The 21,501-nt window shown below is 61.5% G+C and carries 22 protein-coding genes and 1 tRNA gene; 10 read left to right on the forward strand and 13 right to left on the reverse strand.

What is annotated here, in order from left to right; translation table 11 throughout:
* Positions 1–86 precede the first annotated feature (86 nt).
* The 4 genes from I6E74_RS10095 to chvE form a co-directional block, all read right to left on the reverse strand.
* Positions 87–1,301: an ROK family protein gene (locus tag I6E74_RS10095; protein WP_307784451.1), complete on the reverse strand. Its 1,215-nt coding sequence runs from the start codon at positions 1,299–1,301 to the stop codon at positions 87–89.
* A 42-nt stretch (positions 1,302–1,343) separates the two neighbouring features.
* Entirely contained in the window at positions 1,344–2,543 is a 1,200-nt protein-coding gene (mmsB, locus tag I6E74_RS10100) for a multiple monosaccharide ABC transporter permease (protein WP_197125372.1), read from the reverse strand.
* A gap of 4 nt (positions 2,544–2,547) precedes the next feature.
* Positions 2,548–4,077, reverse strand: coding sequence for a multiple monosaccharide ABC transporter ATP-binding protein (gene mmsA, locus I6E74_RS10105; RefSeq protein WP_197125317.1), 1,530 nt, complete (start codon positions 4,075–4,077; stop codon positions 2,548–2,550).
* Between the two features lie 87 nt (positions 4,078–4,164).
* On the reverse strand, positions 4,165–5,268 hold the full coding sequence (chvE, locus tag I6E74_RS10110) for a multiple monosaccharide ABC transporter substrate-binding protein (protein WP_304610983.1): 1,104 nt from the start codon (positions 5,266–5,268) through the stop codon (positions 4,165–4,167).
* Positions 5,269–5,629: 361 nt separating this feature from the next.
* On the opposite strand from chvE, the gene xylA reads away from it, so the two are divergent.
* Both xylA and xylB read left to right on the forward strand, forming a co-directional pair.
* Positions 5,630–6,820, forward strand: a complete 1,191-nt coding sequence (xylA, locus tag I6E74_RS10115; protein WP_197125378.1) for a xylose isomerase — start codon at positions 5,630–5,632, stop codon at positions 6,818–6,820.
* Positions 6,821–8,239 carry a xylulokinase gene (gene xylB, locus I6E74_RS10120; RefSeq protein WP_197125379.1) on the forward strand — a complete coding sequence of 473 codons (1,419 nt, stop codon included), beginning with the start codon at positions 6,821–6,823 and terminating at the stop codon, positions 8,237–8,239.
* On the opposite strand, the gene I6E74_RS10125 is transcribed toward xylB, so the two are convergent.
* A complete protein-coding gene (locus I6E74_RS10125) occupies positions 8,227–8,736 on the reverse strand; it encodes a MarR family winged helix-turn-helix transcriptional regulator (protein WP_197125380.1) in 510 nt (169 codons plus the stop codon). The two genes, xylB and I6E74_RS10125, sit on opposite strands and share 13 nt — an antisense overlap.
* Positions 8,737–8,833: 97 nt before the next feature.
* On the opposite strand from I6E74_RS10125, the gene I6E74_RS10130 reads away from it, so the two are divergent.
* From I6E74_RS10130 to I6E74_RS10150, 5 genes are all read left to right on the forward strand, one after another.
* Positions 8,834–9,706: an EamA family transporter gene (locus I6E74_RS10130; RefSeq protein ID WP_197125381.1), complete on the forward strand. Its 873-nt coding sequence runs from the start codon at positions 8,834–8,836 to the stop codon at positions 9,704–9,706.
* A 218-nt stretch (positions 9,707–9,924) separates the two neighbouring features.
* Positions 9,925–10,509, forward strand: coding sequence for an ATP/GTP-binding protein (locus tag I6E74_RS10135; RefSeq protein WP_197125382.1), 585 nt, complete (start codon positions 9,925–9,927; stop codon positions 10,507–10,509).
* The gene (locus I6E74_RS10140; protein ID WP_197125384.1) at positions 10,506–10,907 is read left to right on the forward strand and encodes a roadblock/LC7 domain-containing protein; all 402 of its coding nucleotides are present in this window, start codon (positions 10,506–10,508) and stop codon (positions 10,905–10,907) included. Before I6E74_RS10135 ends, I6E74_RS10140 begins: the two co-directional genes overlap by 4 nt.
* Positions 10,908–11,148: 241 nt before the next feature.
* Positions 11,149–12,105: a DUF2510 domain-containing protein gene (locus I6E74_RS10145; protein ID WP_197125386.1), complete on the forward strand. Its 957-nt coding sequence runs from the start codon at positions 11,149–11,151 to the stop codon at positions 12,103–12,105.
* 91 nt (positions 12,106–12,196) lie between these two features.
* A complete protein-coding gene (locus I6E74_RS10150; protein WP_197125388.1) occupies positions 12,197–13,042 on the forward strand; it encodes a hypothetical protein in 846 nt (281 codons plus the stop codon).
* A 19-nt stretch (positions 13,043–13,061) separates the two neighbouring features.
* On the opposite strand, the gene I6E74_RS10155 is transcribed toward I6E74_RS10150, so the two are convergent.
* Positions 13,062–13,901, reverse strand: coding sequence for a TauD/TfdA family dioxygenase (locus I6E74_RS10155; protein ID WP_197125391.1), 840 nt, complete (start codon positions 13,899–13,901; stop codon positions 13,062–13,064).
* Positions 13,902–14,270: 369 nt separating this feature from the next.
* Here I6E74_RS10155 and I6E74_RS10160 point away from each other — a divergent pair.
* Positions 14,271–14,355 (forward strand) — tRNA-Leu (locus I6E74_RS10160).
* Positions 14,356–14,381: 26 nt separating this feature from the next.
* Here the strand turns inward: I6E74_RS10160 and I6E74_RS10165 are convergent.
* Both I6E74_RS10165 and I6E74_RS10170 read right to left on the reverse strand, forming a co-directional pair.
* On the reverse strand, positions 14,382–15,413 hold the full coding sequence (locus I6E74_RS10165) for a zinc-binding alcohol dehydrogenase family protein (RefSeq protein WP_197125393.1): 1,032 nt from the start codon (positions 15,411–15,413) through the stop codon (positions 14,382–14,384).
* Between the two features lie 93 nt (positions 15,414–15,506).
* Complete coding sequence (locus I6E74_RS10170) at positions 15,507–15,896, reverse strand: helix-turn-helix domain-containing protein (protein ID WP_197125395.1); 390 nt, start codon at positions 15,894–15,896, stop codon at positions 15,507–15,509.
* Between the two features lie 168 nt (positions 15,897–16,064).
* On the opposite strand from I6E74_RS10170, the gene I6E74_RS10175 reads away from it, so the two are divergent.
* Complete coding sequence (locus I6E74_RS10175) at positions 16,065–16,802, forward strand: DedA family protein (RefSeq protein WP_197126341.1); 738 nt, start codon at positions 16,065–16,067, stop codon at positions 16,800–16,802.
* 11 nt (positions 16,803–16,813) lie between these two features.
* Here I6E74_RS10175 and I6E74_RS14740 read toward each other — a convergent pair whose 3' ends face one another.
* The 4 genes from I6E74_RS14740 to murI all read right to left on the reverse strand — a co-directional run bounded on the left by I6E74_RS14740 (position 16,814) and on the right by murI (position 19,727).
* Complete coding sequence (locus I6E74_RS14740) at positions 16,814–17,359, reverse strand: HEAT repeat domain-containing protein (protein ID WP_197125397.1); 546 nt, start codon at positions 17,357–17,359, stop codon at positions 16,814–16,816.
* Between the two features lie 74 nt (positions 17,360–17,433).
* On the reverse strand, positions 17,434–18,063 hold the full coding sequence (rdgB, locus tag I6E74_RS10185) for an RdgB/HAM1 family non-canonical purine NTP pyrophosphatase (protein WP_197125399.1): 630 nt from the start codon (positions 18,061–18,063) through the stop codon (positions 17,434–17,436).
* A 2-nt stretch (positions 18,064–18,065) separates the two neighbouring features.
* A complete protein-coding gene (gene rph, locus I6E74_RS10190) occupies positions 18,066–18,818 on the reverse strand; it encodes a ribonuclease PH (protein ID WP_197125400.1) in 753 nt (250 codons plus the stop codon).
* A gap of 72 nt (positions 18,819–18,890) precedes the next feature.
* On the reverse strand, positions 18,891–19,727 hold the full coding sequence (murI, locus tag I6E74_RS10195; protein WP_197125401.1) for a glutamate racemase: 837 nt from the start codon (positions 19,725–19,727) through the stop codon (positions 18,891–18,893).
* Between the two features lie 72 nt (positions 19,728–19,799).
* On the opposite strand from murI, the gene I6E74_RS10200 reads away from it, so the two are divergent.
* Complete coding sequence (locus I6E74_RS10200; protein WP_307784452.1) at positions 19,800–21,092, forward strand: nicotinate phosphoribosyltransferase; 1,293 nt, start codon at positions 19,800–19,802, stop codon at positions 21,090–21,092.
* 87 nt (positions 21,093–21,179) lie between these two features.
* Here I6E74_RS10200 and I6E74_RS10205 read toward each other — a convergent pair whose 3' ends face one another.
* A complete protein-coding gene (locus I6E74_RS10205; protein ID WP_197125402.1) occupies positions 21,180–21,440 on the reverse strand; it encodes a DUF3039 domain-containing protein in 261 nt (86 codons plus the stop codon).
* Between the last annotated feature and the right edge of the window lie 61 nt (positions 21,441–21,501).

Below are 21,501 nucleotides of genomic sequence, written 5' to 3' on the forward strand. Positions count from 1 at the left end.
CAACCCTAAGACCGGGAGCTTCGGTTTGGCCGAAACTATCCCGAGGTTACGGCGACGGGCGGTTAGCCGGTCAATCAACCGTGCGGCTAGAGCGCCGCTGGGTCTTCCAACAACGCCGCAAAAGCGAGCTCAGCCGCCCCGATCATGAGCAGGTCTGCACCGAGCTGAGCGGGCACGATCTGCACGCCCTCGAAGGAGGCTTCGAGAGACTGGCTGCGCACCCGCTCGATCAAGAATTCGGGATCGAACGCGAAGATGGATGCCAAAAAACCACCCAGCACAATCACTTCAGGATTCAACACATTCACTGCGTTGCGCAGCGAGGTGCCGAGGGAGAGCAACTGTCGATGTACCAGCTCGCTCACCGCAGGATCCGTGGATTCGCGGAGCGCCGCATCCAGCGTCTCGGCATCAACGTTGGTGAGGCCAAGCGTCTGCAGCAGGTCAGCACGATTCACTTCGGTCTCGAGGCTGCCCTCTTCGCGCGTGCCCTTCTCTGCCGCACCGTTTTCCACGCGAACGTGGCCGAACTCTCCCGCATAGCCGGCACGTCCGGTCAGCGGCCGCCCGCCTGCGATGATGCCGCCACCAATACCACTGGCACCACCGTTGAGATAAATGAGGTCATCGATGTCGCGCCCAGCACCGTAGATGTGCTCGCCGAGCGCACCCACGCTCGCGTCATTGGAGGTAGAGACGGGGTAGCCGGTCGCCTCGGCGAGCAGCTCCGTGATTGGTTCATCTCGCCAATGGAGGTGAGGCGCCCAGCGCACGAGGCCGTCTTCGACGCGCACAAGACCGGGCGCGGCAATGCCGATACCGACGATGCGGCCCGTCGATTCGTACTCGCCGCGCACGCTCTCGATGATCAGGCTCGAGATCTTCACGAACTCGGAAACTGTCGGGGGCGTCTCTGTTTCATAGCGGATGCGCTTCAAGAGCGAACCGTCGAGCCCCACGACCCCGACGGTGATGGCGTCGATCTCGGGGTTGACCGCAATGGCAACGGTGCGAGCATCCGCGTTCACCATCGGTGACGGGCGACCTACTTGCCGAGTGGGATCAGGCTCACTTTCGTAGGCCAAACCCAGTTCGGTGAGCTCGGCCACGAGCGCCGCGATCGTTGAGCGGTTAAGGCCCGTCTGTGCGGTCAGCTGCGAGCGGCGCTGAGCCCCACGGTGAAGCAGGGTCAGCACGCGCGACAGATTGTGCCGCCGAGTGCGATCGCCGCGACCACCCGTGCTGCCTGCGCCAGTCGGCGACGACGGCAGCGGCGACGATGGCGGGGTGTTCTGGTTCACGGGCGGTTCCACTCGATTGGCAATAAAACGGTGATGCTAAGACTAGCGACGTCCGGCGCGCCGCTTGCTCATGACGTCGAACGCCACGGCAAGAAGCAGCACGAGCCCCTTGATGGTTTGCTGCCAGGCAGCATCCACCGAGAGGATCGACAGGCCCATGTTGAGCACGCCCATGATGAGCGCACCGATCACAGCACCGATCACCGTTCCGACACCACCGGTGACAGCCGCGCCACCGATGAAGACGGCCGCAATGGCATCGAGTTCAAAGCTCTGACCGGCCGATGCTACGGCACCACCAGCGCGTGCCGTCGTGACGACACCGGCGAGCCCTGCGAGCACACCCATGTTCACGAAGACGAAGAAGTTGATCCACGAGGTCTTCACCCCACTCATCTGTGCGGCGAAAAGGTTGCCACCGATCGCGTACACGTGGCGGCCGAAGACGGTCTGGTTCAACACGAACGTGAACAGCAGAATCAGCACGGCCAAGATGATCAGGATGATCGGGGTTCCGCGGTACGCAGAAAGCTGGAACGTCAGAGCGAGAATGACTACCGCAGCGACACCGTTCTTGATCCAGAACGAAACGCTGCGCTCCACGGGAAGTTCAAGACTGCGTTGCTTGGCGCGACTGCGCACCTGCTGAGTGATCAACATTGCGACAGCCAGAACGCCCAGGACGATCGTGAGAATGTCACGGCTACCGCGACCTTCACCAATCGTGCCAAACAGCTCGGGCAGCCACCCGCCGCCGATCGCGTTGAACTCACCGGGAAGCGCGTTGATCGTTCCGCCCGTGAGGAACACGAGCGTGAGACCGCGGAACAACAGCATGCCCGCGAGCGTGACGATGAAGGCTGGGATGCCCACGAAGGCCACCCAGAACCCCTGCCACGCTCCGACCGCTGCGCCGAGCAGAATCGAAATGATGACGGCGGCCCACCAGGGCAGCCCCCACTGGCTCATGGAGATCGCGGCAACCGCGCCGACCATGGCTACGACGGAGCCCACCGAGAGGTCGATGTGTCCCGCAATAATCACGATGACCATGCCCACGGCGAGAATCAGCACATAGGCGTTCTGCTGGATGAGGTTGTTGAGGTTTCCGGGCAGCAGGAGCCGACCATCCGTCAACACTTGGAACAGGATGACGATGACGGCGAGCGCGGCGAGGATGCCGTACTGACGCAGGTCGACCCGCATCTTGGGCGGTTTACGAGTGGGGGTGGTGGTGCTCATCGGGTTAGTCCTTTCCCGCGGTCATCAAGTGCATGAGTCGTTCTTGGGTAGCGTCGGCGCGATCAATCTCGCCGGTGATGGTGCCTTCGGAGATCGCATAGATGCGGTCGCAGAGTCCGAGAAGCTCCGGTAGTTCTGAGGAAATCACGACGACCGCTTTGCCCTGGCGGGCGAGGTCGTTGATGATTCCGTAGATTTCGTATTTGGCACCGACATCGATGCCGCGGGTGGGTTCGTCGAGAATCAGGATGTCGGGGCCGGAGAACATCCATTTGCTCAAGACGACCTTCTGCTGGTTGCCTCCCGAGAGGTTGCCGGCGAGCACCGACACGTTCGGAGTTTTGATGTTCATTTGGCCGCGGTAGTCCTCGGCGACCTTGTTCTCCGCAAAGCGGTCAACGATGCCGAAGCGTGAGAGCTTCGAGAGCGCTGCCGCTGAGATATTGACGGCGATGCTGCCGATCAGGTTGAGCCCGAAGTGTTTGCGGTCTTCGGTGGCGTAGGCGATGCCGTGGCCGATCGCCTCACTCACGCTCTTGACTGAAATTTCCTTGCCCTCTTTGAAGGCCGTGCCGCTGATGTGGCTGCCATAGGAGCGACCGAAGATGCTCATCGCGAGCTCGGTGCGGCCAGCACCCATGAGTCCGGCGAAACCGACAATCTCGCCCGCCCGCACTGAGAACGAGGCATCATCGACGACCTTGCGCGTGGTGTCGACCGGATGATGCACTGTCCAGTTCTCTACCCGGAACAGCTCATCGCCAATGTCTGGCGTGTGCGGCGGGAACATGCTGTCGAGGTCGCGACCGACCATCGCGCGGATGATGCGTGCTTCGGTGGCATCCGCTTCCTTCATCTCGAAGGTCTCGATGGTCTGGCCATCGCGGATGATGGTGACGGTATCCGCAATCCGGCGAATCTCTTTGAGCTTGTGCGAGATGATGATGCACGTGATGCCCTGGCCGCGAAGGCTATTGATGAGGTCGAGCAAGTGTGCCGAGTCTTCATCGTTGAGGGCCGCGGTTGGCTCATCCAGAATCAACAACTTCACTTGCTTAGAGAGAGCCTTGGCGATCTCTACAAGCTGTTGCTTGCCGACACCGAGTTCAAGCACGGGAGTGCTGGGCAGTTCGTCGAGGCCGACGCGCGCGAGCAACATGGTGGCCTCGCGATTGGTCTTGGGCCAGTCGACGACACCGCGCGTGGCGATCTCGTTTCCGAGGAAGATGTTCTCGGCAATAGAGAGGTAGGGGCTCAACGCGAGCTCCTGGTGAATAATCACGATGCCATCGGCCTCAGAGTCGTTGATCGACTTGTAGGCAGTCTCGTGATTTTCGAAGTTAATGCTGCCGCCATAGCTGCCGACGGGATAGACCCCGCTCAGCACTTTCATGAGGGTCGATTTGCCGGCGCCGTTTTCGCCGCAAATAGCGTGGACGTGGCCGCGTTCCACCTCGAGGCTTACGCCGTCGAGGGCGCGAACGCCGCCGCTAAAGTCTTTGGTGATCTGGTTCATGCTGAGGATGGCAGTCATGAGTGTGCTCCGCTCGCAGTGACTTTCGGGGGACGGCTACTGTGCCGTCCCCCGAAGTCGAATCGTATTACTAGGATCTAGCCGGGGCTAGAGACCTACGTCTGAGGCCTGGATGAAGCCGGAGTCGATGAGCTTCGACTGCACGTCATCCTTCACAACAACCTCGGGCGCAATGAGGAACGCGGGGACAACCTTTTCACCGTTGTCATACGTCTCGGTGTCGTTGATCTCGGGCTCTTCACCGGCCATGATCGCCTCAATGAAGCCGAAGACGACGTTGCCCAGCTCGCGGGTGTCCTTCCAGACCGTCATCGACTGTTCGCCAGCGAGGATGTTGACGACGCTCGCCTTGTCGGCATCCTGACCGGTCAAGAGAGGCCAGTCGGTTCCGGCGGTGTAACCAGCGCTGCGAAGCGAAGCGGCAATACCCTGCGCAAGGCTGTCGTTGGGAGAAAGAACGACGTCGATCTTCTCGCCACCGGTGTAGAACGATCCGAGGCGGTTGTCGAGTTCGGACTGAGCCGAGTCAGACTTCCAGCCGAGGATTCCGATGCTTGCCCAGTCATCGTTGCTCGCCGGAGCCTTACCCGAGGGAACAACCAACTGGCCATTCTCTACATAAGGAAGAAGGACATCCCAGGCGCCGGAGAAGAAGAACTTGGCGTTGTTATCGTCGGGGCTGCCGGCGAACGGCTCGAGGTTGAACGGGCCGGCACCATCGGCAAGTCCGAGTTGTTCTTCGATGAACTCACCCTGAAGCTGACCAACCTTGTAGTTGTCGAACGTAGCGTAGTAGTCGACGTCGGGAGTGCCGTTGATCAGACGGTCGTAAGAAATAACCGCGATGTCTTGAGCCTTCGCGTCGGCGAGCACCGGTGCAAGAAGCTCTCCGTCGATTGCTGCGATAACCAGAACGTCGACGCCGGATGCAATCTGGTTCTGGATTTGACTGATCTGGGTGTCGGCCTTGTCGTCTGCGTACTGCAAGTCTGCTGAGTAGCCGGCATCTTCGAGCTGAGCCTTGAGGCCTTCGCCGTCGTTGATCCAGCGTTCTAGGCTGCGGGTGGGCATCGAGATTCCGACACTGCCTTCACTGCCGCCGCCAGTTCCTGCGGCGTCGCTGCTGCAGGCGGCGAGTCCGATAGTCATCACAGTCGCTGCTGCGACCGCGATTATCTTCTTCATTGACATCGTGTTGTCCCTTTCAAATGTGATTGCCGGGCAAAAGCCAGCCGCACGGGGGTATGACCGGCCGGGGCTTGGCTGCGGTCCTCACGAGAGAGACGAAGAGCACGGGCCGGATTACCAGCGCCGTGGAGCGCTACTTCGTTGTATCGCGAGGGGCAGCGGTAAGCGCCCCGTTTTGTTGATAGAGCGAACTTATATTGCTTTATACGTTGAATGCAACAACTTTCGAAAACTTTCGCCAAATCGATACGGAAAGTCAATAAATATAAGGAATTTGACCCACGGTTCGAGATTGACGTGTGTCAGTTGCCAGAGTATGTTGTTCTCAATTACTTATTGCCACTGCTGCCAACGGAGAACCACAATGTCTTTACAACCCACCCCCGCCGACAAATTTTCCTTCGGCCTGTGGACAATCGGCTGGGAGGGAGTTGACCCGTTCGGCGGAGCAACCCGCGCCCCCCTCGACATCGTTCACGGCGTTGAAAAGCTCGCCGAGCTTGGCGCCTACGGCATCACGTTCCACGACGACGACCTCTTCGCCTTCGGATCGACGGATGCCGAACGCCAGAAACAGATCGACCGCCTGAAGCAAGTACTCAGCGACACCGGCCTCATCGTGCCGATGGTCACCACCAACCTCTTCAGCGCCCCCGTCTTCAAGGACGGTGGATTCACGTCGAACGACCGCAGCGTTCGTCGCTTCGCCATGCGCAAAGCAATGCGTCAGCTCGAACTCGGCGTAGAGCTTGGCGCCAAGACCTTCGTCATGTGGGGCGGCCGTGAAGGTGCCGAGTACGACTCCGCCAAAAATGTGCGCGCAGCACTCGAGCGCTACCGCGAATCGCTCAACCTGTTTGGTGACTATGTCACCGAAAAGGGCTACGACATCCGCTTCGCTATTGAGCCCAAGCCCAACGAGCCCCGTGGTGACATCTTGCTGCCAACCGTCGGTCACGCCATGGCATTTATCGAGACCCTCGAACGCCCCGAGCTGTTCGGTGTAAACCCCGAGACAGGTCACGAACAGATGGCCGGGCTCAACTTCACCTCGGGCATTGCCCAGGCGCTGTACCAGGACAAGCTGTTCCACATTGACCTCAACGGCCAGCGTGGAATCAAGTACGACCAAGACCTCGTCTTCGGTCACGGTGACCTGCACAATGCGTTCTCGCTCGTCGACCTGCTCGAAAACGGTGGCCCCGATGGAGGCCAGACCTACACGGGCCCGCGTCACTTCGACTACAAGCCCAGCCGCACCGAAGACGAAAACGGCGTGTGGGTTTCTGCTGCCGCCAACATGCGCAACTACCTGCTGCTCAAGGAGCGCGCTGCTGCCTTCCGCGCCGACCCTGAGGTGCAAGAAGCTCTCGTCGAAGCGCGCGTCCTCGAACTCTCTGAGAACACTCTCGGCGAGAATGAAAGCTATGACGACCTGCTGGCTGACCGTGCCTCCTACGAAGACTTCGATCACGAGGCCTACTTCAGCGGCAAGGGCTTCGGCTTCGTTCGCCTCCAGCAGCTTGCTGGCGAGCACCTCATGGGCGCCCGCTAAATGACCCTCGTCGCGGGAATCGACTCCTCAACCCAGTCCTGCAAGATCGTGATTGTGGATGCCGCAACCGGTGCGCTCGTGCGCACCGGCCGCGCCTCCCATCCGACCGGCACCGAGGTTGATCCGAACGCCTGGTGGGTGGCCCTCAACGAGGCCATCACCGAGGCGGGCGGATTGGATGACGTCTCCGCGATCTCGGTCGGCGGCCAACAACACGGCATGGTCGTGTTGGATGCCGTCGGCCGGGTCATTCGCCCAGCCCTGCTGTGGAATGACACCCGCTCTGCGGCCGCGGCCGACGCCCTCAGCGCAGAGTTTCCTGACCTCGCGGAGCGCACTGGCTCGAAGCCGGTCGCCTCGTTCACCTCAACGAAGCTGCGCTGGCTGCGCGACGCTGAGCCCGAGAACGCTGCGCTGGTAGCCGCCGTGTGCTTGCCGCACGATTGGCTGACGTGGCGTTTGCGCGGCTTCGGCCCCGAGAATCCTGCGCTGAGCGAGCTGACCACAGACCGCTCGGACGCGAGCGGCACCGGCTACTTCAACGCGGTGACCAATGAGTACGACCTCGACGTTCTGGGTGCGGCGCTGGGTCGTGATGCCTCGGCGATCACACTCCCCCGCATTGTCGCGCCCGGCGAATCCGCCGGAACCGTTGCTGTCTCTACCCTTGCCGCCTCGGTGACAGCGAACGCGGCGATCTCGGTGGCGTGCGGCGCTGGTGATAACGCCGGAGCTGCGCTGGGCCTCGGCGCCCGGACAGGCGATGTCGTCGTCTCGATCGGCACCAGCGGAACCGTCTTCGCTGTTACCGAAATTCAGGTTCCTGACGCCACCGGCACCGTGGCGGGCTTCGCCGATGCGAGCGGCATCTTCCTGCCCCTCGTCGCCACCATGAATGCCGCCCGCGTGCTCGACAGCACCGCCACGCTGCTGGGCGTCACCCACGATGAGCTCGGCATTCTCGCGCTCGAAGCGACCCCCGGCGCTAGCGGACTCGTGCTGCAGCCCTACTTCGAAGGCGAACGAACCCCCAACCTTCCGGATGCCACCGCAACCCTCTTCGGAATGACACTGGCCTCTACGACCCGGCCGTCACTCGCGCGCGCCGCCATCGAGGGACTGCTGTGTGGGCTCGCGGATGGCCTCGACGCTCTCGGCCGCCAAGGAGTTTCCGCCGAGCGCATCCTCCTCATCGGTGGCGCCGCCCAGAACCCCGCCGTGTCGACCATCGCGTCGCAGGTGTTTGCGGTACCGGTCGTGGTTCCCGAGCCCGCAGAGTATGTCGCGCTGGGTGCCGCAGCCCAAGCGGCGTGGGTGCTCGACGGCACACGCCCCGATTGGGCTATCGCTACTGTGGCGGAGCCAGCATCCGACTTCCACCCGGTTATTCGGGAGCAGTACGCCCGCTACGCGGTGTGATTCGGCTCGCCTTCGTGCACGGTCAGCAGCCCACGTAACAGGCTTTCAAACTGGGATCGCTCCCTTGCGCTGAGCGACTCCAATAGGCGTTCTTCGTTCTCAAGGTGGTCGGCGAGCGCTGCTTCGATGGTGCGCGTTCCTTGCCCGGTGAGCGTAACGCGGATGGTGCGACGGTTGTCGGGATCGATATCGCGCGAGATGAGCCCTTTGGCGACGAGCCGATCAAGCCGATTGGTGATCGCTCCCGAGGTGACCATGGCGCTGGCGGAAAGCGCACCCGCGGTGAGGCCGCGTGGTCCGGCATCCGTTCGCAGCAGGGTCGCAAGGATGTCGAACTCCCCTGGTTGCAGACCGTGCGTCTCGAAGACATCACTTTGCGCGCGCTCGAGGAGTCGCGTGAGGCGGGACAGTCGCCCGAGCACGCCCATGGCCGAGACGTTGAGGTCGGGGCGCACCGCGGCCCATTGGGCGAGGATGCGATCGACGCTGTCTGTCATGGTGCCTCAGGATCTCTCAACGTTGAATTGTTTGACGAATCCAGCATAACCCGGCTAGATTCTTTAATGTTCAACTATTCAACGCTAAGGAGTTCTCATGCGGCTGCGCGACACCCTCATCACCGCCATTGCTCCTATCGCGTGGGGCACGACCTACATCGTCACCACCGAGCTGCTGCCGACCGGGCACCCCCTCTTCGCCTCCCTCGTGCGCGCTCTGCCTGCCGGCCTGATCGCCATCGCCATCGCCCGCCAGCTGCCCCGCGGCGCCTGGTGGTGGAAATCCCTCGTGCTCGGCGTTCTCAATATCGGCGCCTTCTTCCCCCTACTGTTCATCGCCGCTTACCGCCTCCCCGGCGGAGTCGCCGCCACCCTGGGTGCCGCGCAACCCCTCATCGTCGCCGTGCTCATCGTCGCCGTCTTTCGTCAAAGCGCTCCCTGGCGACTCGTGATCTGGGGCATCATTGGCGCGCTCGGCGTTGCCCTCGTTGTGTTGCGGGCGAGCGCCCAACTCGACACCCTCGGCCTCATCGCCGGACTCGGCGGCACGGCATCCATGGCGCTCGGAGTGCTTCTCTCGAAGCATTGGGGAAAACCGCCCGAGGTGTCGGCGCTCAGCTATGCCGGCTGGCTTCTCACCGCTGGCGGGCTCTTTCTCCTCCCCATCACATTGCTGGCAGAGGGCATTCCGGCGACGCTCAGCGGGGCCGCTATCACTGGCTATGCGTGGCTAGGAATCGCCGGCGGCATCGTCGCATACACGCTCTGGTTTCGGGGGGTTCGAATCGTGCCGATTTCATCGCTCGCTGTGCTCGGTTTGCTCTCCCCCCTCACAGCGGCTGCGCTCGGCGCGCTTCTCCTTGGCGAACGTTTTAGCGCACTCCAATTGCTCGGGTTTGGGCTGGCTCTTGCGGCAATTGTCGGGGCACAAATTCCCGCTCGCGCACCCGCCTCCATCCCCTCTCGCTGACCCCCGGGGCCGTCGAGACCAGTACCGAATTGGTCTAGATAATTGTCTGACTTCCCAGAAAACACGGCACGTCTTGAGGGGACAGACAGAACGTTCTGGTCAGCATTTATGGGGGCAATTGTTAACGACACCCAAACGGGGGTCTACTACCCCGCTTCGGGGGCTTGCATGCTTCAGTGAGAAAGAACCGCAGAACGAACTCCTGGGGGAGGGATCAGATGGCAGAGCACGTAATCCTGTTTGCCGGGCCAATGGGCGCCGGCAAGACCTCCGCTATTCGCGCCCTCAGCGAGATCGATGTCGTCAGCACGGAGGCCGCAAATAGCGACCGAACCGTTGCCGACAAGCCCACCACCACGGTGGCTCTCGACTACGGCGAAATCGGCATCAACGAGGCCGAGAAAGTTCGCTTGTATGGCGTTCCCGGTCAACGTCGATTCGACTTCATGTGGACGATTCTCGCCGAACGCGCCGAGGGCGTACTGCTGCTGGTGAATGCGGATGCCGACAACCCTGTCGAGACCGCGATCGAATACGTCAAAGAATTCTTCGCCCTCTACGAGCGCGGCGGAATTGTGATCGGTCTCACGCGGGCCGACCTCGTGCCCCGCGCGCTGATCGAGGAATACGCCAACGCTCTTGCCGATGAAATGCCTGACGTGATGATCCCGGTACTAACCGTGGATGCTCGCTCTCAGGAAGAGATGATGACGCTCCTCATGACGCTCATCGCCAACATCGAGCTCAAGCAAGCCGTCGCCGACAGTATCGGCGTCGGTTCCGGTGGACGGAGGGCACGATGACTCTCGCTCCCCACCTCGACTCCAAGTACATCGTCCGAGGCGAACTTGCCTTAGGCGGACTTCGTGATCTAGCACCGTCACTTCGCTACGCATCCCTTCTAACAGAAGACGGATTCAGCGTTGTTTCGGTAGCCGGTAAAGAATTTGACAGCGATCGATTCGCGAGCATGGCCAGTTCCACTCAGGCCCTCGCCGATGCTGTCGCTAGAGAATTGCAACTCGGAGATAACGAGTTTGTGATCGTCGCGGCCGCTCATGGCCACGTCGTGCAAGTGCGAGTCGACGACCACCCGCTGGTACTCGCAGCCCTCTTCACCGACAAAGAAACCATCGGCATATCGTTGACCGCCGCGCGCCGAACCGCGCGAAGGCTCAACACCTTATTGATGGCGAACTAAGAACAAACCGAAAACCCGAAGGCCCCGAACTACCTGCAGAACCCGAACTACTCGCACAACCCGCACACGCAGTACCTGAGCAAGCACTACCCGAAACACCCGCAGTAGGACCAGGAACTACGAACAGAATGCGATCACTCGTCTAACCCGCAGATCACATTCTGACTCGAGGATTTTTACCCCAAGCACGACCGCGATGCACCCTCGGCACCGCACACCAATTCACGCAGGAGGCGTGAAGATGACTACATACACAACCAACATCCCCGCCGGCTGGTACCCCGACCCGCTTGGCCTCCCCCAGCTGCGCTGGTGGGACAACCACACGTGGACTGACCAGATCTCTGGAGCACGCGCACCGCTGGTGCACCAGCTGGTCGATGTCGACTTTGCCGACCCCACCGACGACGAGCGCGAAGATTCCGTTCAGCCCGCCACCGCAACGACGCCGATCACGCGCGAAACGACACCTGAGCCGACGTTGGCCAGCACGCTCCGTCAGCTTGAGGCGCCACTGCCCGAGCAAGCAGTTGACTCCGCAGTCGCCGGCGACCCCACCGTCGGGTTCGTCGGAGAAACAGCCGAAGATGATTTCGACCAGTCAATTCTCGCTTCTGAGTGGGCGCAGGTTGCGGAAGCAATCAAGATTGCGTCCAGCAGCGCGCAGCCGACTGTTTTGTCAATCACCTCATCCAGCTTCCCGATGCTCGTGATCGATGTGAACGAGCGCGCCTACTGGTGGAAGGCTGAAATCACCGACTTCCCGACACATCCCGTGAGCATCAACGTGCGTAGTCACATTCGTGAAGAAGTGATCATGCCAACGGGTGCCGGTTTCGACCTCAACCCGCTGTTGTGGATGATCGGCACCACCGGCTACGCTCACACCCCCGCGCCGTGGCTCACCGATGGCGCGCGCTACCGCCTGCGTCGCTGGCCGAACATCACGAATCTTCCGCACGATGCCGACCAGCTGCGCATGACCTCAATCCTGAGCCACGCACCGCTCTCGGCTAAAGAACTTTCAGCAATTGCTGAAACTCTGCCCCATGAGGCACACTCGCTCCTGGCAGCGCTGAGCCTCATGAACATCCTGCGCATCCTGCCCGGTGCCAGCGAAGACGAAACTGACACTCCGGCACCAAAACCGGCACCTCAGGGCCTCTTCGCCCGCCTCCGCGGACGCCACAAGCGCTAAGAACTTCAGCCGAGAGGGTGGGCATATTGCCCGGCTCACCCCTCGGCTGAATAATCCTTGATTTCGGATGCCGCTGGCTTAGAGTGTCGGCATGACTTCGTTTTCGTCGCCCTCGTCACGTTTCGCGCGGTGGGCTGCCGCCGCCTATCTCAGCGCTGGACTTCTGGGCGCTAATCAGCTTCTCTGGGGCTTTTACGGCCTCGGGGCTCCCGCCGTGCTCGATTTCCCGGTCGCGGTTACCGTGATCGGTGCAGCGGTCGGCGCATTCGCGATCGCGCTGCTCATCTTCGGGATCGTCATGACGTGGTTTTCTATTCGTGCGCGAGCCGCCACTGCCCAGCCCGCTGAGCCACCACACGAAACAGCAACCCACGTCAACGAGACAACCACTCATGAGGTGCTCGGAAACACCACGCTGGACTTCCGAACCCGACTGTTGATCGGCGTAGCTACGGTTGTGGCGATGATTGCCATCGTTGCTATCGGCATCGTAAATATTTACGTGTGGAACCCGCTCGCGAAAGTTCCGGAACTCTCACTTGATGAAATTTATGCAGCAATGGATGCCGCGGGGGAACTCCAAGCCGACGTCTTCTCGTGGATTTGGGCCATCTTCTGGCCCCTCGCGGCAGTGGTGTTCACCGCCATCACGACGTCACGAATATTTGCCAACATTGTTACTCTGCGCGGGATGCTCGTTGCGAGCCTCGCGCTCCTGAGCGCCGCGATCTTCTTCCAGTGGTTCGCTGGCTTCTCCATGGGAATGGGGCTGGCCGACACCTTTGCGATCGGAGGTGGGGATGCGTCAAGCCCCGGCATGCTTCTGGGCATCTTCGGCCAGTTCTGCATCGTCGCCGCGCTCTTCCTCGCCATCACCCCGAAACGCACAAACGCGGGCCGCCTGCCGGAGCAGACGACCCGCGTCGTTACGAACTAGCTAGCTTTCGCTGAGCGTCTTAGCTGTGAACCGCAGCGAGGGTGCGGCGGTCTTCGAGCAGCTGTGGCCAGAGCTTGCGGCGGTCGCGCACGACGAAGCCACGCGCAATGAAGCGGTCTTTGCCATCGAAGCGCGGGGCATACATCGAACGACCGTGCATGGCGCGCAGGTTGTCGAGCATCAACAGGTCGCCCGGCTGCAGCACGTGAGCGTCGCGGTGCTCAATGTAGGTCTCGACGACCTTGCCGAGCAGACGCTGAGCTTCAGCGGTGATGCCGTGCATGAGGTCTTGGTCAACGAGGATGTACGGGTCGTCCTCTGGACCGGTGATGATTGGGAACGGGCCACGAACGGCATCCGGGCGAGGAATGTATGGCTGGAACGACTCGTCGATCGTGGTTGCCCACAGTGGCTGGCGCAGCTTGGCAACCTCTTCAGGAGTCATCTGCGCAACAAGCTTGCGACCCGAGAACGCATACGTCTTCGCGTTCTCGTCACCGCGAAGGGCACCGAGGATCACGTAGTCAGGCTTGAAGTCAGAGAAGCACTGCTCGGTGTGAGCTTCGAGCTCAACCTTCGAGCCCTGCGACTGCTGAGTTACAGCAAGCTTCGGGTTGGGGACCATGTCTTGGATAAGGTGACCATTGCCCTCAGCCTCGTAGGCAACCATGCTGCCGAGGAGGTGAGCAAGCATGCCCATTTCTTTAGCGAAGATGGTGCCGGCGCCCAGGCCGCTCTTGTTGTCGAGCGGGGTGTCCGTGAGGTCTTCGTCGACGTACAGACCACGCACAACCATGATGCCGGCTTCAGAACCGACTTCAGCAAAATTCAAAACAGCCGCACGGACCTCTTCAGGCAAACTGAACGCTGCAGCGAGAGCCTGACGACCGAAGTCATCCGGGTTCTCATTAGGGTGCGCAGTAATGCGCTCGGCAGCGGTACGGATCGCTTCGGCAGTGGCCGAGTCGAGGGTGAACAGGCTCGATTGGAGCTCGTGAACGGTAATGTCGCTCTCCTTGCTTCGTGCGATGCGCTAGCTGTGGCTCACAGGGCTCTTGGAAGGCGCAATCGCGGACGTCGTCTCCATAGGGAAGACACTTCATAAATTACACCCTCCGCCTCCATTAACACGAGGATGGCGGGGCCGACGGGGCCGTGCACAGCAAAGTTGAAGCAATCCCATAGGCGCAAACACAGTCGTCCGAGTCGCGATAAGATTATCCGGCCAGCGGGAGTGGTGAAATTGGTATACACGCAGGATTTAGGTTCCTGTGCTTTCGAGCGTGCGGGTTCAAGTCCCGCCTTCCGCACCAAATAGCGCACTCCGTGTAGTGCTCACTCAGACAGCGACTACCGTCTTGCCGATGGCTCCGCCGGTCTCGACGAGCGCGTGCGCGGCCCGCAGCTGTTCTGCGTTGAGCGGGCTGAACGTGTGCGTGAGGGTGGTGTGGATACGTCCGGCATCCACAAGGTCTGCAACTTCGCCCAGCAGTTCGTGCTGCAGCACCATGTCGGCGGTGTGCTGAGCGGAGCGGGTGAACATGAGTTCCCAGTGCCAGCTGAGGGCCTTGCCCTTGAGCGAGAGCAAGTCGAGACCAGCCTCGTCATCGATGGCGACGATCTCGCCGAACGGCTTGATGAGCTCGACGATCGCGGGCAGGTTCGTGCCGGTCTGCGAGGTGAATACCCAGTCCACGCCCTCGGGGGCAACCGCAGCAACGTTCGCTGCGAGGTCGCCGCGGTGGTCGACGACGGCATCCGCCCCCATCTCGGTCACCCATGCCCGGGTTTCGTCGCGCGATGCTGTCGCGATTACGCGCACACCGGTGAGTTGCTTGGCGAGCTGGATGAGCACCGAGCCCACTCCCCCAGCGGCTCCCAGAACGAGCAGAGTGCCCGTGCTGGCGCTCGTGAGCTTGAGCTTGTGAAAGAGCGCCTCGTAGGCCGTGATGGTCGTGAGCGGCATCGCTGCGGCTTCGGCATGGCTCAGGCTCGACGGTTTGCGGCCGACGATGCGCTCATCAACCAGGTGCATCCGCGAATAGGTTCCGGGGCGAGTGATGTCTCCCGCATACCAAACCTCATCGCCCGGCTGGAACAGTGTCACGTCGGGTCCGACAGCGGAAACAACACCGGAGGCATCCCATCCGAGAACGCGATCAGCTACTTCTCCGCCAGCCCGCACTTTGACATCAACGGGGTTGACCGAAACTGCAGCAACTTCCACGAGGATGTCGTGGCCGGTTGGTGCGTCAACGGTCAGTTCTGAGTCGACCAGGCTTCCCTCGCTCTCAATCGGTCCGCCGGTGCGAGTGATGACGGCGGGGGCTGCTGAGCAGATGCTGAAGGGGGAGAGAGCGGACGAGTTCATGGGGTCCTTTGCGTGATCGCTGGCGTGTGCCACCACGCTAAACCGCTCATAGTGGTGACCCGCAAGGGAGGCAAGTTACCCCGAGGTAAGTGTCTAGACGAGTGCGCGTGCTGCCTCAGTGCGCTGGGCGTGCTCGAGTTGTGACTCGGCCCAGACCCGCAATGCTTCGAGCGGCACTCCTGCATCCTGGCCGAGCGGGGTAAGGGTGTATTCCACGCGGAGCGGAACCTCCGCGAACACTTCGCGCTCAACGATTCCGTAATCTTCGAGTTTGCGCAGCGTGCTCGTGAGCACCTTAGGCGAAATTCCGTCGAGGTGTCGCTGAAGCTCGCCAAAGCGCATCCGTCCGCCTAACAGGGCCCCGATCACGAGGGCTGACCACTTGCTGGCGACGACATCCAACAAATCGCGGCACGGACACGTGGCCGAAAAAACATTGCCCACGTGGAGATGATCGTGATCGGTGCTGTGTTCGAGACTCATGGCGACCCTTCGATAGTTGCTTTCTTAAGGATAGCAGCAGCTCGCGGGTTTCCGCAGAAGCGGGGGTATCCCCCACAGCGAACCCTCTCCAGCACGCGTTACTCTGTGACGTACATCGCTAACGTCGCCGACTACGCGCACCTAGCCGACGATTCTGGAGAAAATCCCTTGGTAGGCACCGCCATCATCCCTTGGCTCGATCCCCAAAACCTGATTACCGGGTTTGGGGCATTCGCGCTGCTGGGCGTGGCATTCATTGTCTTCGCCGAGACCGGGCTGCTCGTCGGATTCTTTCTTCCTGGCGACACGCTGCTTCTCATCACCGGTGTTCTCACCTTTGCCGGCGTCATCGAATACGACATCTGGTGGGTCTGTTTGGCGGTGAGCCTTGCCGCCTTCCTCGGCGGTGAGGTCGGTTATCTCATTGGGCACAAAGTGGGCCCCAAGATCTTTGAACGAAAAGAAACAGGTCTCTTTAGCGTCGAAAACGTCAAACGCACCAACGCTTTCTTCACCCGCTTCGGCGGCCTCGCCGTCATCATGGCGCGCTTCGTGCCGATCGTGCGCACCTTCGCACCGGTCGCGGCGGGCGTTGGCCACATGGACTACCGCAAGTACTCGCTCTACAACGCGATCGGCGCTCTCATCTGGGGCTCCGGGCTCACCTTCGGCGGCTACTTGCTCGGCTACATTCCGTGGCTCAGCGATTTCATCGTCGAGTACATCGACCTGATCCTGCTCGCCGCTGTGACTCTCACGGTGCTACCGACGGCGTACCACTACTTCCGCTCGTCCTACAAAGCGAAAAAGGCGCGCGAAACGGGCCGCGCCGAGGCTCTCGACGATGCCGAAGCAGAAAAGCTAGCCCTGCACCCCAAAGACTTCAACCAAGACTTCGACGACTAGGCCAGCAGTCGCTATTCCTGAGGCGAACGCTTGCGGATGGCGGTCACGGCCTGCTGAGCAGCGCGGCGGACCTCAATGTCTTCGTCTTTCACGAGCTCGGAGATCGCCTCGACGACATCGAGCGAACCGACCGTTCCGAGGGCGCGAGCTGCCGACGCGCGAACGCGGGCAGTGTCGTCCGTCAGGAGCGCCAGAAGCTGCTCGCGAGCGTCGAGTCGTCGAGTAGCAACAACACGCGTTGCCATCTCACGCACCCGCCACGCTTGGTTACTGAGAGCAGCGCGTACGGCATCCGCAGCACTGTCATTCCAGGCGTGCAGTAGCGCGCGCGTTCCCCACAGCTCAGGCCAGTAGAGCACCGGAGCGCCGTCGAGGATGCCCTGAGCATGCTCACCGCCAACAATCAGCAGGAACTCTTTGCCCTCGTTGTTGCCCTCAATGAGAGAGACGGCACGTTCGACAATGACGGCTTCGCCATGGCGTTCGCTCGCGGCCGTAATGCGGGCTGCGATGGGGAGTTCAAGATCTACTGCGTGGGGATCATCATGTTCAGACACGCCTCAACCCTACGTTGTTGCGCTCCACACCGAGACCGCGGTGCAAATACTCGCCGCTGATCGGCAGGCTGCTACTAGTCGCCCAGCAGTTGACGGCGAACGATTGGCATGATCGCGGCGAATGCTTGGGCGCGGTGACTGAGCGCATCCTTCTGGTCAGAAGTAAGGTCTGCGGATGTTCCCGGCTGCCCATCCGGACAGAAAATCGGGTCGTAGCCGAAGCCCTCAGTTCCGCTCCGCTCGGTTGCCACGGTGCCCGGCCAGAGTGCAAGCTCCACGAACTCATGAGATTCGGCTTCGGAGGCACCAGCAGCGACGGCTGTGCCAGCAACACCGGTGGGAACCACAAACGCTGCCGCACAGGCAAACTGGGCGGCGCGGTCATCCCTGCCGACCATGTTTGCCAACAGCAGTTCAAGGTTGTCGACGTCGTTGCGCGTTCCCGCATACCGAGCCGAGTGGATGCCGGGGGCACCACCCAGCGCGTCAACACAGATTCCGGAATCGTCGGCCAACGCCGGCAGCCCAGTGTGGGCAGCGGCGGCCCGCGCTTTGATCAGCGCGTTGGCCTGGAACGTGTCGCCGTCTTCAACCGGTTCGGGCCCGTCGTAGGCGACGAGTTCGAGGCCGTCGAGTGCTGGCCCCAAGATGCGCCGCAGCTCAGCAACTTTGTGGGCGTTGTGGGTGGCGAGAACGATCCGCATTGCTACGCGCCGGTGTGGGTGGTGGCGGTGGTGCGGCCGAGGGTTGCGGCTTGGATCGCCGTGAGCTCTGTGCCACCCGCGAGAGCAAGGTCGAGCAGCGAGTCAAGTTCGCGGCGGTCGAAGGGTGCGCCTTCGGCGGTGCCCTGAACCTCAACGAACAATCCGCGACCGGTAACAACGACGTTCATGTCGGTCTCGGCGCGCACGTCTTCAACATAGGCGAGGTCGAGCATGGGCTCGCCATCGATGATTCCGACGCTCACGGCAGCGAGCGAATCGAAGAGTGCCTTCGAGTTCTTGCCGATGAACTTCTTCTCACGGCCCCACTCGATGGCGTCAGCAAGCGCAATGTAGGCACCAGTGATCGCTGCCGTGCGGGTTCCGCCATCGGCCTGAAGCACGTCGCAGTCGATCACGATCGTGTTTTCGCCGAGGGCCTTCATGTCGACAACAGCGCGCAAGCTGCGACCAATCAGGCGCGAGATTTCGTGGGTTCGTCCGCCTACCTTGCCCTTGACTGCTTCGCGGTCCATACGGCTGTTCGTGCTGCGCGGAAGCATCGAGTACTCGGCAGTAACCCAGCCTTTGCCCTTGCCCGCCATCCAGCGCGGAACACCATTGGTGAAGGATGCCGTGCACAGCACCTTGGTCTTACCGAAGGAAATAAGCGCCGAACCCTCAGCCTGGTCGCTCCATCCGCGCTCAATTGTTACTTCGCGCAGTTCGTTGTTTTCGCGGCCATCGTGACGGGTCATGTCTCTACTCTCTATCGGTCTATCGGTCTATCGGTCTATCGGTGAAATCTGGTGTTCGTGAGGGGGCGCTCGCTACGGGAGCTGCGGCAAGTTAATCGCGCCGGTTTCGAAGGTCTCGACGCGCACGATGTTCGGCCCCATGAAGCGGGAAGCCAGACTAGTGAAGCCCTGCTTGTCTGGGCCGGTCGCCTCGAAGGCGTGGCGCGCGGTTTCCGTGGAATCGCGCAGCAGATTGTGCGCGACCAGAGTGTTGTAGACGTCGTAGGCGGTTTCTTCCGCGCTAGAGACGAGCGTGACATCCCGCCCCATCACGTACTGAATCGCGGCAGAAATGTGCGGGTAGTGGGTGCAGCCCAGCACGAGCGTGTCGATTTCGGCGGCCTTCAGCGGCGCCAAATATTCTTCGGCGACAGCAAGAACTTCGGGCCCGGTTGTGATGCCGGCTTCCACGAACTCCACAAAACGGGGGCAGGACTGCGTGAACAATTCGATGCCGGATGCCGCAGCGAACGCATCTTCGTAAGCACGCGACTTGATGGTGCCCTCGGTGCCAATCACTCCGACGCGACCATTGCGGGTCTGACGCACTGCCGCCCTCGTGGCAGGCTGGATCACTTCGACCACTTCGATGCCGCGCGCCTCGGTGTAGCGCTCGCGGGCATCCCGCAGCATCGCAGCCGAGGCCGTGTTGCAGGCGATCACGAGCAACTTCACGCCATCGTCGACGAGGCGATCCATGATTTCGAGGGAATAGCGGCGCACATCGGCAATCGGCTTCGGGCCATAGGGCGAGTGCAGAGTGTCGCCCACATACAGAATCGATTCGTGCGGCAACTGGTCGATAATCGCTCGGGCTACGGTGAGGCCACCGACTCCGGAGTCGAAAACGCCAATAGGTGCATCAGTCACGTCTTCAATCGTAGTGGTGGATGCTCGAACCCTCCCCGACAACGGTGATGGTCTGTCGCGTACGCTGGTCGGGTGAGTACCGCTCTGCTAACAGACCAATACGAGCTGACGATGCTCGACGCCGCGATCGGCAGTGGCCGCCACGAACGCCAGTGCGTGTTCGAAGTGTTTGCCCGCCGCCTTCCCGACAGCCGCCGCTATGGCGTTGTTGCGGGAACCGGACGCCTGCTCGAACTCATCGAAGAATTCCGCTTTGGCGACGACGAGCTCGGGTTCCTAGCGCGCAATGCCATCGTGAGCCCCACGACCATCGACTGGCTCGCCAACTATCGCTTCACTGGCGATATCAGTGGGTACCGCGAGGGCGACGCGTACTTCCCCGGCTCCCCCGTGCTCACCGTTGAGGGCTCCTTCGCCGAAGCTGTGCTGCTGGAGACACTCGCGCTGAGCGTGTTGAATTACGACTCCGCTGTCGCGTCCGCTGCTGCGCGCATGGTGTCTGCCGCCGACGGGCGACCCATTGCGGAGATGGGATCACGCCGCACCGGCGAACGCTCTGCCGTGGCATCCGCTCGCGCCGCCTACATTGCGGGATTCAGCGCCACGAGCAATCTGGAAGCGGGCCGAAGCTGGGGTGTGCCCACGATGGGAACCGCAGCGCACTCGTTCACGCTGCTGCACGATTCTGAAGAAGAAGCATTCCAGGCACAGGTTGACGCGCTTGGCCCCTCGACCACGCTGCTTGTTGACACCTACGATGTCGAGAATGCGGTCGAGCTGGCCGTGAAGGTCGCCGGCACCGGGTTGGGCGCTGTGCGCATCGACTCTGGTGACCTTGCGATTCAGGTCGCGGCCGTTCGAGCCCAGTTGGATTCACTCGGGGCAACGAAAACCCGCATCACGGTCACCAACGACCTCGACGAGCACGCGATTGCTGCGCTGCGTGCCGCCCCGGTCGATTCATTCGGTGTCGGCACCTCCGTGGTCACCGGTTCAGGTTTCCCCGCCGCAGGGATGGTGTACAAGTTGGTAGCCCATCAGAACGATGCGGGCGAGTGGATTTCTGTCGCCAAGAAGTCGGCGGCGAAAGCCACCATTGGCGGCCACAAGGCGGCGGTGCGCGCGCTCGACAATGGCGTCGCATCCATGGAACTGATTTATCAAGAGTCTGAAGGCCGACCGGATATTGAGGGCCGAGATCTCAACGTTGCGCTCATGACGGGCGGCACAGCCGATCAGCAGTGGATCGGCGATGGCGGCACGCTTGCCGCGCGCGATCACTGTGAAACGGCGATGGCGGAGTTGCCGCAGACCGCGTTCCGCTTGTCGCGCGGCGAACCTGTAGTTCCCACGATTTACCGCTAATTGCGGCCGCCGGCGATCGGTTAGTCCCGAGATCTGAGCGCTGAGCGCTGAGCAATTGGCGCTCGATCGCGAAGAAAAGCGGGAGCGTTAGCCCTTCATCTTTTCGTAGACCTCTTTGCAGGTTGGGCAGATGGGGAACTTTTCGGGGTCGCGACCCGGAGTCCAGAGCTTTCCACACAGCGCACGAATCGGCTTGCCCGAGAGCGCCGATTCCATGATCTTGTTTTTGGGTGCGTAGTGAGAGAAGCGCTCGTGGTCGCCCTCTTCGACCTGCTCTTGGTTGAGCAGTTCTTCGAGTTCGCGGTCGAGAGTGTCGGTTCCGCCGCCAGTGATATCGGTGTCAGCCATGAGTCGATTCTACTTCCGTCGCTGCAAGCCGGTGTCTTTGCTTCCGCAAAGGTGGCTTGGG

Source organism: Salinibacterium sp. SWN139 (genome assembly GCF_015864625.1).
Lineage (GTDB): Bacteria > Actinomycetota > Actinomycetes > Actinomycetales > Microbacteriaceae > Rhodoglobus.

Bases quoted from the DNA above. Each gene is read 5' to 3' on its own strand.
- I6E74_RS10125 (WP_197125380.1), bottom strand. From the start codon at position 8,736: ATGACAGACAGCGTCGATCGCATCCTCGCCCAATGGGCCGCGGTGCGC.
- I6E74_RS10205 (WP_197125402.1), bottom strand. From the start codon at position 21,440: ATGGCTGACACCGATATCACTGGCGGCGGAACCGACACTCTCGACCGC.
- I6E74_RS10140 (WP_197125384.1), top strand. From the start codon at position 10,506: ATGACTCTCGCTCCCCACCTCGACTCCAAGTACATCGTCCGAGGCGAA.
- xylA (WP_197125378.1), top strand. From the start codon at position 5,630: ATGTCTTTACAACCCACCCCCGCCGACAAATTTTCCTTCGGCCTGTGG.
- xylB (WP_197125379.1), top strand. From the start codon at position 6,821: ATGACCCTCGTCGCGGGAATCGACTCCTCAACCCAGTCCTGCAAGATC.
- I6E74_RS10165 (WP_197125393.1), bottom strand. From the start codon at position 15,413: ATGAACTCGTCCGCTCTCTCCCCCTTCAGCATCTGCTCAGCAGCCCCC.
- I6E74_RS10170 (WP_197125395.1), bottom strand. From the start codon at position 15,896: ATGAGTCTCGAACACAGCACCGATCACGATCATCTCCACGTGGGCAAT.
- I6E74_RS10150 (WP_197125388.1), top strand. From the start codon at position 12,197: ATGACTTCGTTTTCGTCGCCCTCGTCACGTTTCGCGCGGTGGGCTGCC.
- rph (WP_197125400.1), bottom strand. From the start codon at position 18,818: ATGACCCGTCACGATGGCCGCGAAAACAACGAACTGCGCGAAGTAACA.
- rdgB (WP_197125399.1), bottom strand. From the start codon at position 18,063: ATGCGGATCGTTCTCGCCACCCACAACGCCCACAAAGTTGCTGAGCTG.
- chvE (WP_304610983.1), bottom strand. From the start codon at position 5,268: ATGTCAATGAAGAAGATAATCGCGGTCGCAGCAGCGACTGTGATGACT.
- I6E74_RS10130 (WP_197125381.1), top strand. From the start codon at position 8,834: ATGCGGCTGCGCGACACCCTCATCACCGCCATTGCTCCTATCGCGTGG.
- mmsB (WP_197125372.1), bottom strand. From the start codon at position 2,543: ATGAGCACCACCACCCCCACTCGTAAACCGCCCAAGATGCGGGTCGAC.
- mmsA (WP_197125317.1), bottom strand. From the start codon at position 4,077: ATGACTGCCATCCTCAGCATGAACCAGATCACCAAAGACTTTAGCGGC.
- I6E74_RS10145 (WP_197125386.1), top strand. From the start codon at position 11,149: ATGACTACATACACAACCAACATCCCCGCCGGCTGGTACCCCGACCCG.
- I6E74_RS10135 (WP_197125382.1), top strand. From the start codon at position 9,925: ATGGCAGAGCACGTAATCCTGTTTGCCGGGCCAATGGGCGCCGGCAAG.